Origin of the sequence: Epilithonimonas pallida, assembly GCF_900182975.1 — a bacterium.
Taxonomy (GTDB): domain Bacteria; phylum Bacteroidota; class Bacteroidia; order Flavobacteriales; family Weeksellaceae; genus Epilithonimonas; species Epilithonimonas pallida.
The window spans coordinates 50,184-66,782 of record NZ_FXUO01000008.1 but is presented as its reverse complement, the minus strand read 5'-3'; the positions used below and the strand labels follow the sequence as shown (position 1 = coordinate 66,782).

At 36.6% G+C, this 16,599-nt stretch carries 11 protein-coding genes; 4 read left to right on the top strand and 7 right to left on the bottom strand.

Going from position 1 to position 16,599, the window contains the following annotated elements; translation table 11 throughout:
* The first annotated feature begins 3 nt into the window (after positions 1–3).
* Positions 4–2,712: a hypothetical protein gene (locus QOL71_RS14755; RefSeq protein ID WP_283417679.1), complete on the top strand. Its 2,709-nt coding sequence runs from the start codon at positions 4–6 to the stop codon at positions 2,710–2,712.
* A gap of 12 nt (positions 2,713–2,724) precedes the next feature.
* Here the strand turns inward: QOL71_RS14755 and QOL71_RS14750 are convergent, their stop codons facing one another.
* From QOL71_RS14750 to QOL71_RS14720, 7 genes are all read right to left on the bottom strand, one after another.
* The gene (locus QOL71_RS14750) at positions 2,725–3,219 is read right to left on the bottom strand and encodes a low affinity iron permease family protein (RefSeq protein ID WP_283417678.1); all 495 of its coding nucleotides are present in this window, start codon (positions 3,217–3,219) and stop codon (positions 2,725–2,727) included.
* Between the two features lie 72 nt (positions 3,220–3,291).
* Positions 3,292–5,535 (bottom strand): zinc-dependent metalloprotease, encoded by a 2,244-nt coding sequence (locus QOL71_RS14745; RefSeq protein ID WP_283417677.1) that lies wholly within the window; start codon positions 5,533–5,535, stop codon positions 3,292–3,294.
* 228 nt (positions 5,536–5,763) lie between these two features.
* The gene (gene rpsJ / locus QOL71_RS14740; RefSeq protein WP_002661363.1) at positions 5,764–6,069 is read right to left on the bottom strand and encodes a 30S ribosomal protein S10; all 306 of its coding nucleotides are present in this window, start codon (positions 6,067–6,069) and stop codon (positions 5,764–5,766) included.
* Positions 6,070–6,086: 17 nt separating this feature from the next.
* On the bottom strand, positions 6,087–8,204 hold the full coding sequence (fusA, locus tag QOL71_RS14735; protein WP_283417676.1) for an elongation factor G: 2,118 nt from the start codon (positions 8,202–8,204) through the stop codon (positions 6,087–6,089).
* Between the two features lie 6 nt (positions 8,205–8,210).
* The gene (rpsG, locus tag QOL71_RS14730; RefSeq protein WP_002983149.1) at positions 8,211–8,687 is read right to left on the bottom strand and encodes a 30S ribosomal protein S7; all 477 of its coding nucleotides are present in this window, start codon (positions 8,685–8,687) and stop codon (positions 8,211–8,213) included.
* 22 nt (positions 8,688–8,709) lie between these two features.
* The gene (gene rpsL / locus QOL71_RS14725) at positions 8,710–9,123 is read right to left on the bottom strand and encodes a 30S ribosomal protein S12 (protein ID WP_027381287.1); all 414 of its coding nucleotides are present in this window, start codon (positions 9,121–9,123) and stop codon (positions 8,710–8,712) included.
* A gap of 123 nt (positions 9,124–9,246) precedes the next feature.
* A complete protein-coding gene (locus tag QOL71_RS14720; RefSeq protein ID WP_283417675.1) occupies positions 9,247–10,623 on the bottom strand; it encodes a hypothetical protein in 1,377 nt (458 codons plus the stop codon).
* Between the two features lie 144 nt (positions 10,624–10,767).
* On the opposite strand from QOL71_RS14720, the gene QOL71_RS14715 reads away from it, so the two are divergent.
* The 3 genes from QOL71_RS14715 to QOL71_RS14705 all read left to right on the top strand — a co-directional run bounded on the left by QOL71_RS14715 (position 10,768) and on the right by QOL71_RS14705 (position 16,574).
* Positions 10,768–11,244: a Dps family protein gene (locus tag QOL71_RS14715; protein WP_283417674.1), complete on the top strand. Its 477-nt coding sequence runs from the start codon at positions 10,768–10,770 to the stop codon at positions 11,242–11,244.
* Positions 11,245–11,383: 139 nt separating this feature from the next.
* The gene (locus tag QOL71_RS14710) at positions 11,384–13,018 is read left to right on the top strand and encodes a T9SS type A sorting domain-containing protein (RefSeq protein WP_283417673.1); all 1,635 of its coding nucleotides are present in this window, start codon (positions 11,384–11,386) and stop codon (positions 13,016–13,018) included.
* Between the two features lie 208 nt (positions 13,019–13,226).
* A complete protein-coding gene (locus QOL71_RS14705) occupies positions 13,227–16,574 on the top strand; it encodes a methylmalonyl-CoA mutase family protein (RefSeq protein ID WP_283417672.1) in 3,348 nt (1,115 codons plus the stop codon).
* Positions 16,575–16,599: the final 25 nt, after the last annotated feature.

Below are 16,599 nucleotides of genomic sequence, written 5' to 3'. Positions count from 1 at the left end.
ACTATGAAAAAATTCCTTTTAAGCTTTGTTCTTGCTTCTGCATTTTTCAATCAGTCCAAAGCTTGTGCCTGGTACGATCCGGATTATGATTATTTCAATCTTTTTACACAAAATATTATCCGTGATAAATCTTTCACACCATTTTTGCTGACATATTCTTCAAGATTCTACGAAGATGAAAAAGCTGTAATTCCTAATGAAAATATAGAAAACTGGCAAAAATATTTCGGGAATCAGTTGAATTACCGTGAAACGGAATATTTGGTAAATCATATTCCTTTACAGGCACTAAACGCAATCAAGGCCGGGAAAGCTGCTTCCGAACCAATATTAGCAAAGCTTGGAAATTCATTTTACGCCAAATATAAAGAAGGCATTGATTACCTGATTGAGGCCAAATATCTGGAGCCGTATATGCGAATCAGTTATGTGGAAAGTCCGGATTCTTTCTATTACCGCTCCGAAACGGATAATAAAAATGCTACAAATCTTGATTACAATAAAACAATTGCCGCTCTCAACTCACTTTATAATTCGGCAAGAAATCCTGAAATCAAATTGCGTTACGGTTATCAGCTGGTGCGATTTAATCATTACACCAGACATTTTGAGGAATCTGCTAATGCTTTTAAAAAATATGTTGAACCGCTAAAAATCAAATCCGCACCTTATTATCTTGCGCTGGATCAGTTCGCGGGTGCTGAACGCGGCCTGGGCAAAAATGAAGAGGCCAACTGGCATTTTTTTCAGGTTTTTATGAATTCAAAATCTTTGAAAAGAGATGCTTTTGTATCGATGAAACTTTCGGATAGCGCTTCTTTCAATAACATTCTGAAACGCGCCGGCAATGATCGGGAAAAAACGATGGCTTATTTCCTTTTGGGCTACCAGGATTTTAATGATCCGCTCCCAATGATGAAAAAGATCTATGACATAGATCCGGAATCTGAAATGCTCAAAGTTCTGGGCGCAAGAGCAATTAATGAACTGGAAAGAAATTATCTTCCTGTCTATTATTATCAGAATCCTGAAACACAAGATACAACCGATAAAACAACAGAACAGCCTAAGGTTAATGCTAAGGAAAATTCTGAAAAACAAGAATTATCCATTTGGCAAAGAATCGTGCGATGGTTCAAAAGTATTTTTAGTTCAAAATCTTCCGAAAAAACTGATCGCAGCAATGATCTTTCTGATAAGCAATACTTAGAAAATCCTGACAGAATTCCATTTTTCAACAAACCGGAATACAGCTATTATTATAATGACAATGATAAACCGGTCAATTATATTTCCGACCTCGAGGAATTCACTGACAAAATAAAAGATGAAAGCAAAGACGAATTCTGGAAAATTGCTGATGCCTATCTAAAATTTCTTCAAAAAGATTATGAAGACAGTTCAGAGATTCTGAACAGCATCAACACTAATGACAAAAATTATCAATCCCAGATCCGGAGAATGAAAATGCTGAATGATATTGTCTCTCAACCAAAAATCACATCTGATTTTGAGGAACATCTTTACAAGGATTACCGTGAGTTCTTTGAAGAAAAACCAAAGAAAATAGAAACCGACAGCACTGCTGAAAATTTCGGATATGAGGAATACACAGCGCCTTCAACACAGGAGTTTCTGAAAGATATTCTTGCCAACCGGTATTTTCTACAAGGTGATGATGCAAAATCCTTTCTGATGAATAATCAATTGTCAGATCTACGGTTCAATCCGAATTTCAACCTTGCTAAAAAACTCCAGGCATTTTTTAATAAAAAAGACAAATCTACTTTTGAAAGCCAGATCATTGCTAAAAACATTAATAATGTTGGCGATACCGAAGCGTTCTTCAATCTGATCTATGGTGATTTTGCGATGAGAAATGCCGACTTCGCCAATGCAAAAAAACATTATGAGAAAGCCGTTCGGTTTTCAGGTATTCCTTTGCCGGAAGGTTATTATGATTACAATACCGGAAATTATGTAAAATATCAAAACACTTCCGATCTATATAATGGATTCAGTAATATTTCCGGATTAATTTTCGGGCATAATGTGTGGGAAAGTTACCAAAGCCCTGATAATGTTAGCATGAAAGCTGAAGATTTTATAAATGATTTTCCATTCATCAAACAAAAGATGAATAAGCTGGAACTTGCAGACGCTGTTATGCGACTTCAACAAACCGGTAAAAGCAAAGGCGAGTTATCTTCAAAAGCGAATCAGCTGATCGGGAATTTGCTTTATAATACTTCTGTTTTAGGTTATTACCGAGAAGTTTTTGTGATGGATACGGATAATTCCAACGGTGGGAAATATTATTTTGGAAATGATGAAAGTCCTTTCAGGTATTATTATAAAAATTATATTTCCAATGTCTTTATAAAACCGGACAATTTTGATCTATCCATTCAATTTTATACTAAAGCTTTGCAAAATTCCGGAGACAAAGAACAAAAGGCTAGAATACTTTTCCAGATGGCCAGTGCAGAACAGGGTAAATATTACCAATGGGAGGCCAGACAGCCAAATGTGTCTTACGATGATAAAAACTGGGAACAAAAATCCAATCAACGAGAGATTGATTTTACCAAAACGAAAAATGAGAAGTACAGAACTTATTTCACACAGCTGAAACAAAACTTCAGTGATACTGAAGCTGTAAAAAGTTTAACCGGAAGCTGTTCTTACTTTGATTATTTCCTAAGGAAATAAATAAAAAAGGAATCATTGAGATTCCTTTTTTTGATTTTGTTTAGAGAGCCATTCTTCGTGGCGCTTCTGAAAAGCTTCGTATTTATGATCCTGGTTTTTCTTCGCTGCATCAATAGAATGTGATTGATGGATATCTTCATCCTTCTCAGCATAGTCAGACAGCATTTCATAGTAGCAATGCAACTGATCCAGTTCTTTTTCAGTAAGATCTTCGATATCTACGATTCTATTGCTTGCTTTTTCATTGGATGCAATAAGCTCATTCAATTTAATCTGGATAGCTTTCGAGTCTTTATTCTGAGCTTTCTGAATAAGAAACACCATTAGAAAAGTAATAATTGTTGTTCCGGTATTGATCACCAATTGCCAGGTCTCCGAATAATTAAAAACAGGACCTGTGACCGCCCAGATTATTACAATCAATGTTGCTGAAATGAAAGCTGCAGAACTACCGGTAAATTTGGTGGCCCAGTTTGCGAATCTCTCGAAAAAATTTTTGCTTTTCATGTTTTCTGAATCAAATTGATAAAAAATAAAGACCTCCAAAATAGAGGTCTTAAAGTTATTAAAATTCAGCTACTAATCTTTTACAAACTTAGTTTTGATTGTTGTGCCTGCATTTTCTATATTGATAAAGTAAACACCTTTTACCAATTTGTTGACAGTTGCTCTGCCGCTATCCAAAGTTCCTCTGGAAACAATCTGTCCTGCTGAGTTGAAGATTTCGTATGAAGCATTAGCTGCAGCATTGGAAACATTAAGAATATCTTTTACAGGATTTGGATAAACCTGTACAGATTTTGTGTTATTAACATCAGATACCGCTAAAGTTGCACTTACCGTTGCTGGTTTTACCGCATAGAAAACGTTTCCTATCGCAGAAATTCTGATGTGACCAGACTTACCAACTAAAGAAGCCGGAACAAAAACAGTAGCAGAACCGCTATTTGGAACAGAAGCTGCCAGAGTTGTCCAGTTTGCACCACTGTCAGAAGTAAAATCAATTTTTACATTAGCAACATTATACGGAGATGCTGTTGTACCAGAAACTACCCAAGTAATAGTAGAGTTGCCATTTGCAGTTAGTGTAGGTGGTGTATTAACCGTAAACGCTGATGCAGAACCGACAACCACAGTCTGAGTTGTATAAGCTGTCTGAGCTTGTCCTGCTGGTTTATTATCTCTTACGGTAACTCTGAACTTAGTTGTTCTAGCAACCGTAGATGCAGCTTCAAAATCTGTTAAATTTTTTACTGCGCCACCAAGAACTGTTGCTAGTTTAGGGAAATATCTTGTTGGAGAAGTTGTAGGAAGCCAAGATCTGAAACTTGCTCCGGATGTAGTCGTTCCTATTGCAGAAGCATTATCACCAGTGCCTGATGCCATTCCTATACCATCTGCCAGTGTGCTGGAATCCATTTCTTCCCAGCAATAGGTCAATGCATCACCATCCGGATCTGTAGCAGAAGCAGTCAGTACAAATGCTGTTGATTTTGGAATTGTATAAGTTGTACCTGTCAAAGCAGTAACAACTGGTGGATTATTAGTAATATTAGTTTCAACATCTACAGTTTTAGAAGCAAGATTAGTCTGTACCTGATCTATGCTCACACTGTGAAAATAAGCATCTGAATGTGCCTGAACATCGGTATTACTTCCGGTGATTCCAGCGTAACCCATAATAGTTGACCCTGACCCTGGTTCAACAGTTACTCCTGTTCCTTCATTATAACTGAATGTATGATTATCTCCCAACTGGTGTCCCATTTCGTGAGCAACATAATCAATATCAAAATTATCTCCTTGAGGTGCTCCTGTTCCAGGTGAAGTTATACCACTGCCTTTGTAATTGTTTGGTGAGATGTACGCATAGCCACAACCACCATTTGCAGCAGTATAAGAAGTTGTAGTGGTATCATTGCTGCCAATGCAACCTATACAGCCTGCATTACCGCCACCACCTGATCTACCGAAAAGATGCCCTATGTCAAAATCTGCATCTGTAACGCCATATGTTCCTCCGTGGAGTACATTCATAAGCTCATTATTCCATTTACACATGGAAGATGCTGCACTGTAAGGATCTGTAGATGCATTGGTAAAGATCAGGTTCGGAGCATTGATAACATTGAGATGAAGATTAAATTCCTGCTCAAATACACCATTCACTCTGGTCATGGTTGCATTGATTTGAGTAAGTGCACCCGCAGCTCCTCCAAAATAAGCACCATATTCGCCAGTCACAGAAACCGCTAATCTCAAAGTATGGAATTTTTTATTTCCAGCTTTGCTTGCAACTCCCGTCTTAGCTAATTCATTCAATCTTTCAACAGATTTAGCATCTTCCTTAGTACTACACATAAAGCCTCCTTCTTTACCTGTCTTACTATGTACGGAATAAAAAGCTTTATCATTAGTCGCCGGCTCTATAAATTCATATTTACCATTACTAATAATCATGGACTGGAAATCATTAGGCGCAACACTAAATCTAATATACTTTGTAGGATCATCTATACCAACACCAACATAAGATCCTAATTGATACTGATTAGCTAATGCTTCATCCATTACCGGGAAACTATTAACGGCAAATTTTTCTATACCATTAGATGTTGGAATACTGATCGTAACTGATCCTACATTTTTACCTGCTTTATCTGCAGACAATAGCTGTCCTCTGATAGCATCGATATCCAATTTGTAATAAATCGAGTTATCACTTTTTTTTGTAATTGTTACGTTTGGCGTCGCCTTACTCCATTGAGCATTAATGAATGGCAAACTACCCAAAAATAGCAAAGTAGTTAATATTTTCTTCATATTTTTAAATTAAGGGTGACAAATGTAATATTTTATAATTAATAATCCATCTATTTAAAAAAAATAATAAAAATTTAACAATTCAATTTAATTTATCTATATAAAATAAATATTCTAATAAATTAATTAAATATTATTTTAAGCTTTTTTTAAGGTCGAAAATTTAGAAATAAAAAAACCTTCTCAGATTTGAGAAGGTTTTTTTTATCATAGCAATGTGAAAATTTATCACACTTTAATTTCTACATCTACACCTGAAGGAAGTTCTAACTTCATTAGAGCATCCACAGTTTTAGAAGAAGAAGAGTAGATATCCATCAATCTCTTGTGAGCTGATAATTGGAACTGCTCTCTAGCTTTCTTATTTACGTGTGGAGATCTCAACACTGTGAAGATTCTCTTGTTGGTTGGCAATGGAATTGGTCCGTTTACAACAGCACCAGTAGCCTTTACCGTTTTTACGATTTTCTCTGCAGATTTATCTACCAAGTTGTAATCGTAAGATTTAAGTTTTATTCTGATTCTTTGTGACATTTTAATCTAATTTAATATTAACCTTTAGCCTTAGCGATTACTTCTTCAGCAACGTTCGTAGGAGCAGCTTCGTATTTCTCGAATTCCATAGAAGATGTTGCTCTACCTGAAGATAACGTTCTAAGAGAAGTTACATAACCAAACATTTCAGAAAGCGGAACGAAAGCTTTGATAACTTTAGCGTTGTTTCTGTCGTCCATACCGTTTACAGTACCTCTTCTTCTGTTAAGGTCACCTACGATATCACCCATATACTCTTCAGGAGTTACTACTTCAAGCTTCATGATTGGTTCCATGATAACTGCTTTAGCAGCTCTACCAGATTCTTTGAAACCTAACTTCGCAGCAAGTTCGAAAGATAACTGATCCGAGTCAACCTGGTGATAAGATCCATCTTTCAATGTAATCTTCATAGATTCAACCTCAAATCCAGCTAAAGGACCGTTCTTCATAGCTTCTCTGAATCCTTTTTCAACTGAAGGGATAAATTCTTTAGGAATGTTACCACCTTTAATTTCGTTGATGAATTCAAGACCAGTTTTACCTTCGTCTGCAGGACCGATTTCGAATACGATATCCGCGAACTTACCTCTACCTCCAGATTGCTTTTTGTAAACCTCTCTGTGGTTAGCTTTTTGTGTAAGAGCTTCTTTGTACTCTACTTGCGGCTGACCTTGATTAACTTCTACTTTGAACTCTCTTCTCATACGGTCTACGATGATATCCAAGTGAAGCTCACCCATACCAGAGATAATAGTTTGTCCTGAAGCCTCATCTGTCTTAACCTGGAATGTAGGATCCTCTTCAGCTAATTTAGCTAGAGCGTTACCCATTTTATCCTGGTCAGCTTTAGTTTTAGGCTCAACAGCGATACCGATTACCGGATCCGGGAAGATCATAGATTCAAGAACGATTGGGTTCTTTTCATCAGATAATGTATCTCCTGTTTTGATATCTTTAAATCCTACAGCTGCACCGATATCTCCAGCTTCGATATACTCAACCGGATTTTGCTTGTTAGCGTGCATCTGATAGATTCTTGAGATTCTTTCTTTGTTACCAGATCTTGTGTTCAGAACATAAGAACCAGCATCCAATCTTCCTGAATAAGCTCTGAAGAATGCTAATCTACCTACGAAAGGGTCAGTAGCAATTTTGAAAGCTAATGCAGCGAAAGGCTCTTCAACAGATGGTTTTCTTTCGATATCAGCATCAGTTCTTGGATCTGTTCCTTTGATATTATCCTTATCTAGTGGAGAAGGAAGATATTTACAAACAGCATCAAGCATGAACTGTACACCTTTGTTCTTGAAAGAAGAACCACAAGTCATAGGAATAATAGAAAGATCGATAGTAGCTTTTCTAAGTGCTTCGTTGATTTCCTCTTCAGAAATTGAATCCGGATCCTCGAAGAATTTCTCCATCAAAGTCTCATCGTAGTCAGCAACGGCTTCTACTAATTTCTCTCTATATTCGAGAACTTCATCCTTCATATCTTCCGGAATCGGAACTACTTCATAAGTAGCACCTTGTCCAGCTTCATCCCAGATGATCGCTCTGTTTTTGATTAAGTCTACAACTCCTTTGAAGTCCTCTTCAGCACCGATTGGTAAAACGATTGGAACAGCGTTGGAACCTAACATTTCCTTTACTTGTTTTACAACGTTCAAGAAGTCAGCACCTTGTCTGTCCATTTTGTTTACGAATCCCATTCTTGCAACTTTGTAGTTGTCAGCCAATCTCCAGTTTGTCTCAGACTGAGGCTCTACACCGTCTACGGCAGAGAAAAGGAATACCAATCCGTCTAATACTCTCAAAGATCTGTTTACTTCTACTGTGAAGTCAACGTGTCCCGGTGTATCGATAATGTTGAAGTGGTAAGGTTTTGTTTCAGGTAATTTCTTACCCTGATCTGTTGGGAAATTCCAGCTACAAGTAGTAGCAGCAGAAGTAATAGTAATACCTCTTTCCGCTTCCTGTTCCATCCAGTCCATTGTAGAAGCACCATCGTGAACCTCTCCAATTTTGTGGTTTACACCTGTATAGAATAAAATCCTTTCTGTAGTGGTAGTCTTACCTGCATCAATGTGAGCAGCAATACCAATATTTCTTGTAAATTTAAGATCTCTTCCCATTTCAGATTAGAATTTGAAGTGCGAGAAAGCCTTGTTAGCTTCCGCCATTTTGTGAGTATCAGTTTTCTTTTTGAAAGCTGCACCTTCTTCTCTTGAAGCAGCTACAACCTCGTTAGCTAATTTCAAAGCCATAGACTTATCATTTCTAGCTTTAGAATATTTGATTAACCATTTCATTGCCATAGAAATTTTTCTATCTGCTCTGATTGGCATAGGGATCTGGAAGTTAGCTCCACCTACTCTTCTAGAACGTACTTCTACGTGAGGCATTACATTAGTAAGTGCATCTTTCCAGATTTCTAGTGCAGTTTTTTCGTTATCTCCTTTTTTAGTTTCTACAATATCCAATGCATCATAGAAAATTTTGAATGCGATTGACTTTTTACCGTCAAGCATTAAGTTATTTACGAATCTAGTTACCAATTGATCATTAAATTTCGGATCTGGTAACAACGGTCTTTTTTTCGCTTTCGTCTTTCTCATTGTCTTATTCCTTATTTAATGATTATTTTTTCTTTCCTTTTGCAGGTGCAGCAGGTGCTTGTCCTGGTTTAGGTCTCTTAGCTCCGTACTTAGATCTTCTCTGTGTTCTTCCATTTACACCAGCTGTGTCTAATGCACCTCTAACGATGTGGTAACGTACTCCCGGTAGGTCTTTCACCCTTCCGCCTCTTACCAATACTATCGAGTGCTCTTGAAGATTATGTCCTTCGCCCGGGATGTAGGCGTTAACTTCTTTACCGTTAGAAAGTCTTACCCTTGCAACTTTTCTAAGTGCAGAGTTAGGTTTCTTAGGTGTAGTAGTATATACTCTCGTACATACACCACGTCTTTGTGGACAAGAATCAAGGGCAGCCGATTTGCTCTTCTTGGCAAGCGTGGCTCTTCCTTTTCTTACTAATTGTTGAATAGTAGGCATTTAATTGCTTTTTATTTTAGGGTGCAAAAATATGAATAATTTTTTAATCCACAAGTAGTTAGAAAAATAATTATCTAAAAAATAATTTTAGACTAATTATCAATAATCAGATTAATGTCGACGTCACTTTTTAAAAGAAAGTTCGGAGGTATACAACACTTGCGATTTATCTTTTACCGTATCATATTTTAACCATTTAATCTTCGGATTGATACTTCCTGCAATAGATTGCTTAATGTCACCCTTTTGATTATTGGTATGTTTATATTGAAAAGTCTTTTTAATAACTGGTATATAATAAGTCGTATAAGCATCTTCGCCGCCTCTTTCATTATTATATAAAAACTTTTTATTTTTAAATTTTGACATTTGAGGCTCTATTTGTTTTTTATTTTCAAAATAATTCGCCGGGCTTTTCAAACTATATAAAGTAATAAAAGCCAGGAAAAAGCAGCCAACTCTCCAAATGAGCCTGTGTGAAGTTTCGATTTTAAAATATAAAATCAGGAATGAGAAAAACACGCATACATTGGCAGCAGCCATCATTCTTACATTCATCTCCTCAATCTGCTGAAACCATCCCGATATGATCAGACAACTCGCATAACCAAAAGCAATTATCCATAAAGCTTTGTGGAAATCATATTGGCCTGTGTCTTTAGCTTTTTTAAAATATCTAAGAAAATAAATAAAAACCAACATATCTATTAATAATATAAAAAACTGGAAAGCCAAACTCGCAATACTGTTAGAAGAAGGCTTCAGTCCAATATAGGGGTTAACAGCGTTGGCTGTTCCCAATAAATCCCTCAACACATATATAGGAAGTACCTCTTCAGGTTTTCCTCTTAGATTTTCACCTGTAAAGCTTCCAAATGTTTTTAAATTGAATAATAGATAACCGGCTATTCCTAATCCTGACAAAACAAGAACCATCAATATCTTTTTTTGTTTAAGCTTATCTTTATTATTAAAAAAGAAAAAGACCGCAAATATCAACAACGATAAATAAACATAGATCCCGGAATAGCGTACTGTAAACATTATCAACATTATAAAAGCTGCTGCAAAAACATCTTTATAAGAATGCCTGGCTTCTGCCAAAATCTGATACAAATAATACAAAAGAAAATAAAGCAGGAATACAAATAATCCTTCTGAGATTGCGATGGAAAAAACAAACAGAAATGTTTTTCCCGTAAACAGCAAAACAGTTTCTCTAAAATAAAATCTCTTCATATAAGAAAACAAAAAGATGATGAGAATCATTGCTGTATTCAAAAATTTTGAAGCCCAGAAATAATCTTTAAATATTTCAAAAAAACCTCTCAATGCAGCAGGATAACCTACGGGAAAAAGATTGGTTACAGGATTAGGTAGATCTGATGCGATTTCAAAATACGACAAGCTATCCGCATAGATACCTCCGGAAGGAAGGAAAAAGCTTTGTATAAAATTGATAATCAATATAATTATTGCGAGGATTATATACTTTGTCATAGCTTGATTTTATGTGAGAATGAGCAATATTAATGATTTTTTATATTTTTTTCAAAAAACAACAATAGGCTTTCTCAATATTAGGAAATAATCTTCGGCACAAATTTTTCTTAGCTTTGTCCCATAACTAATATTAAATAAATTATGAAAAACGCAGCATTAATAGGTCTTAAAGAGGCTGATTGTAACAAAATTGCAGAAAAACTGAATATACTTTTAGCGAACTATTCGGTATTTTATCAAAACACACGGGGTTCCCACTGGAATATCAAAGGTGATCAATTTTTCACACTTCATCCAAAATTCGAAGAGCTCTATAATAGTCTTGTTTTAAAAATTGATGAAATAGCTGAAAGAATTTTGACATTAGGATCAACTCCTGCTCACAATTATTCGGATTATTTGAAAGTGGCAACCATCAAGGAAAGCAAAGAAGTTAGCGACGGCAACAAAAGCGTAGAGATTATTCTGAACTCCTTCAAAGTTGTTATCGATTTGCAAAGAGAACTTCTTGATATTACAGATGAAGCAGGAGACGAGGGAACCAATTCACAAATGAGCGATTATATCACAGAACAGGAAAAAGAAGTCTGGATGTATAATTCTTATCTTGGTAAATAAAAACGGTTATTTAATATTTAAAAATCCAGCTTTTCACTAAGGCTGGATTTATTATTCACATCAAAAATTAGTAATTATAATCAAAAAAGATAAAGTAATTCTATTATCGCTTATATTTGCGGATTAATATTATACACAATTGAAAAAAATTATATTCTTTTTACTGATTTCTAATTTCGCTTTTGCACAATGGAGTATTTCCAACGCAGAAAGAGGAGCTCTTATCAATATATATAATGCTACAAATGGCGAAAACTGGAACAGAACCTGGGATCTTGAAAAGGATCCCAGAACATGGTTTGGCGTTTCGGTAAGAAATGGTGCTGTCGTAGAACTCAATCTTTCCGGCAATGCGCTTAAGGGAAATTTTCCGGCTTACGTTTCATCACTTACCAAATTAACAAAGCTAGATCTCAGTAATAATCAGCTTTCCGGTGAAGTTCCAATGGGGATTTCTTCTCTAAGTTCATTAACCAAATTAGACATCAGCAACAACAGACTAACAGATGATCCTACTAATTCTTTGACAGGACTTTTCAATCTGGAAGATCTGGCTTTGGGCGGAAACATGTTCATCATTTCCGATATTAATGGAATGCTTCAGAATTTCAACAATATTAAGATTCTTAATATCGCAGATCTCGGATTACAAAACATTCCGGCAAAAATAACAGCTTTTCCGAATCTGGAAACCCTGATTCTTGACAACAATCCAATTCCGGCAAATGCTTTTACCAATATTGCCAATCATCCCAAACTGATTGTACTTTCATTATCCGGAATGCAATTGTCACAAATCCCATCACAGGTTTCACAATTAACACAGTTGACAAGCCTTAATCTGAGCAATAATAATATTACGGAACAAAATACTTCGGGAATATCAACTTTAACCAATCTGGCTTGGCTGTCTTTGGAGAATAATCAACTAAGTCAGATTCCTTCTCAGATTCCGCAGCTGAAAAAACTTCAGACACTTAATCTGGGAAGAAACAAAATTTCTGGTGGCATTTCTTTGTTGACCGGATTGACAAGTCTTCAGCAACTTTTTCTCAACAACAACTTACTTTCCGGCAATTTACCTTCCGAATTTCTTGCGATGCCAAAATTATTGATGCTGAATCTTAACAGCAATCAGCTTTCTGGTGACCTCAATGACAGACTGCCACCCATTACGCATCTCAGCAACAATAGATTCAACAAAGCACAATTATCTAATTATATTGTTGATTATAATGTCCAAACTGACTTAGATTATTCACCCCAGCGTTACGACGGCTTGAAAGAAGTTCTTGGGATTATCGGACAGCCTGCGAAATTAGATCACTCATTAACTGGCAGCGAGTATACATTTACCTGGTTCAAAAATCTGGATCAGAAAACCAATACAACAACCGCTGATCTCAGCTTCAACAACGTGCAGGAATCAGATTACGCTACATACACGGTCGAGGCTTATACTTATTCTATTTTAGATAATAATGTTGTGTTTGATTTGTCACTTTTCAGAGAACCTATTTCTTTGGTTAAAGTTCTTGGAACTGCAGAAAGCGCAAAGTATTTCAATATTTACCCTAATCCAACATCAGATTATCTCAATATTGTAAGTACCAAATATGACATCCAGAAAATTCATATTTATGACCTGAGCGGTAAACAAATGCTGTCAGAATCCAAATCCAGAATCGATGTTTCCAAACTTCCAAGCGGCGTTTATATGCTCATAATCAAAACGCAGGAAGGCAACAAAAACTTCAAGTTCATCAAACACTAATTTTTTAGGAGCTTAATCCCGCTTTCCGCTTATACTCCTCGCACGCCCGCATCTTCCAAGGCTTGCTGTGGGGTAACCGCTGCAATCGGGGCTATGTAAATCCAGCAGATTTAGATTCAGCAAAAATCTGTCATCTATTAGTCTATCATCTTCTGTGTATTTTCCATTTCTCAAAAAATATTATCTTTGGGCACTATCGATTTAAGAAATGGAAACCCAAAAATATACTCCAAAAAATAAAGTAAGAATCGTAACAGCTGCATCGTTATTCGATGGTCATGATGCTGCGATCAATATCATGCGTCGTGTGATTCAGGGAACTGGATGCGAAGTTATCCACCTTGGTCACGACAAATCTGCAGAGGAAGTTGTAAATACAGCTATTCAGGAAGATGCCAATGCGATTGCCCTAACTTCTTACCAAGGCGGTCACAACGAATATTTTAAGTATATCTATGATCTTTTAAGAGAAAAAAACTCGCCACAAATCAAAATCTTTGGTGGCGGTGGCGGTGTAATTCTGCCTGAAGAGATCGAAGATATCATGTCTTATGGAATCGACAGAATTTATTCTCCTGACGACGGCCGTGAGCTTGGTTTACAGGGAATGATTGACGATTTAGTAAAGAGATCTGATTTCGCGACAGGAAAAGAAGTTACTGCAAGTGATTTAGATTCAATTAGTTTTGAAAATTCTACAAGCATTGCAAAAATCATTTCTGCGGTTGAAAACTTCTCAGAAGAAAAACCAGAATTAGTTGCAGCAATCGATGAAAAATCAAAAGATTTAAACATTCCTATCATTGGTATTACAGGAACTGGTGGAGCGGGAAAATCTTCATTGACAGACGAATTGGTAAGACGTTTTATCCGTTCAAATCCTGATAAAAAAATTGCTATTATTTCGATTGACCCTTCGAAAAAGAAAACGGGAGGTGCACTTTTGGGAGACAGAATTCGTATGAACGCAATTAATGATCCGCGAGTTTATATGCGTTCAATGGCGACGAGAGAAAACAACGTTTCGGTTTCTCCGTTTATTCATTCCGCTTTGAATGTTTTAAAATTGGCTCATCCAGATGTAATTATTTTAGAAACTTCGGGTATCGGACAATCCGGTTCGGAAGTTTCAGATTTTGCAGACGTTTCCATGTACGTAATGACTCCTGAATATGGAGCTTCTACGCAGTTGGAGAAAATCGATATGCTGGATTATGCGGATTTGGTTGCTTTAAATAAATCTGACAAAAGAGGAGCTCTTGATGCACTTCAGGCGGTTAGAAAACAATTCCAGAGAAACCATTTATTATGGGAACAACCATTGGATGAAATGCCTGTTTATGCAACAAAAGCGTCTCAGTTCAATGACCACGGCACAACAGAATTATACAACAGACTAATTTCTAAAGTCAATGATAAATTTGCTGGTTTAAATCTACAAGGTTTTGTTGAACAGGAAATCACAGACGAAGTAACGATTATTCCTCCAAAAAGAGTTCGTTACCTTTCTGAAATTGTTGAAAACAACAGACAATATGACGCCAACATTGAAAAGCAAGCTGAATTAGCCAGAACAATGTATCATATTGATGGTGTTAAAAAAATTATCTCCAATGAAGCTTTGGACGCTGAATATCAAAAAGCTGAAAAAGAACTTCAACAGGAAAATATCGACTTCCTAAAAACCTGGGACGATACGAAAAAGGCTTTCCACGAAGAGTTTTACTCCTATTTTGTAAGAGGAAAAGAAATTAAAGTGGAGACCTCAACAGAATCTTTATCCCATTTAAGAATTCCAAAAATTGCGTTACCAAAATACAACGATTGGGGCGATTTGATTAAATGGAAAGGCCAGGAAAATCTTCCGGGAGGATTTCCTTTTACAGCGGGAATTTATCCTTTCAAAAGAACAGGTGAAGATCCAACGAGAATGTTCGCCGGAGAAGGTGGGCCGGAAAGAACCAACAGAAGATTCCACTACGTTTCTGCGGAAATGCCTGCAAAACGTTTGTCTACGGCTTTCGACTCGGTAACATTGTATGGACAAGATCCCGCTTTACCACCGGATATTTATGGTAAAATCGGAAATGCAGGAGTTTCTATTGCGACTTTAGATGATGCTAAAAAACTATATTCAGGTTTTGATTTGGTGAATGCATTGACTTCAGTTTCAATGACAATCAACGGTCCTGCTCCAATGTTGTTGGCTTTCTTTATGAATGCAGCGATCGACCAAAATGTTGAAAAATATATTGCTGAGAATAATCTTGAGGCTAAAGTTGAGGAAGTTTTAAAAGCAAAATTCGACGACAAAGGTTTAGCAAGACCGAAATATAACGGCGAATTGCCACCTTCCAATAACGGTTTAGGTTTAAAATTATTAGGAATTACAGGAGATGAAGTCATTCCTGCAGAAGCTTATGCTGAAATTAAAGCTAAAACGATCGCAACTGTTCGTGGAACTGTTCAGGCAGATATTTTAAAAGAAGACCAAGCTCAAAACACGTGTATTTTCTCCACTGAATTTGCCTTGAGATTGATGGGTGACGTTCAGGAATATTTCATCAAAGAAAAAGTAAGAAACTTCTACTCTGTTTCTATTTCAGGATATCATATTGCCGAAGCTGGTGCAAATCCAGTTTCTCAGTTGGCATTTACGTTGGCAAATGGTTTCACGTATGTTGAATATTATTTGTCTAGAGGAATGGACATCAATGATTTTGCACCAAACTTATCATTCTTTTTCTCCAACGGTATCGATCCTGAGTATTCAGTAATCGGGCGTGTTGCAAGAAGAATCTGGGCAAAAGCAATGAAGTTAAAATACGGAGCCGATGAAAGAAGCCAGATGTTGAAATATCACATTCAAACTTCAGGACGATCGCTTCACGCTCAGGAAATTGACTTTAACGATATCAGAACTACTTTACAGGCACTTTATGCAATCTATGACAACTGTAATTCATTGCATACCAATGCTTATGACGAGGCCATTACAACGCCGACTGAGCAATCGGTGAGAAGAGCCATGGCGATTCAGCTGATTATCAATAAAGAATTAGGATTGGCGAAAAACGAAAATCCGCTACAAGGTTCGTTCATTATTGAAGAATTGACGGATTTAGTTGAGGAAGCTGTATATGCAGAATTCGACAGAATTACAGAAAGAGGCGGTGTTCTTGGAGCAATGGAAACAATGTATCAGCGTTCAAAAATCCAGGAAGAATCGATGCATTACGAATGGCTGAAACACACCGGAGAATACCCAATCATCGGGGTAAATACTTTTTTAGGAAAAGACGGTTCGCCAACGGTTCGTCCGGGAGAAGTGATCCGTTCGACAGAAGAGGAAAAACAATTCCAGATCGAAATGCTTCATAACTTCCAGAATTCTAATCATAATAAATCGGAAGAAGCATTGAAAACATTGCAACATGCGGCTATCAATCAGCAAAATTTATTCGAAGTGATGATGGATGCAGTGAAGTATTGTTCGCTTGGGCAGATTACCAATGCTTTGTTTGAAGTAGGCGGTAAGTATAGAAGAAATATGTAAGACCAATCTATAAAAAGCTGTTCGT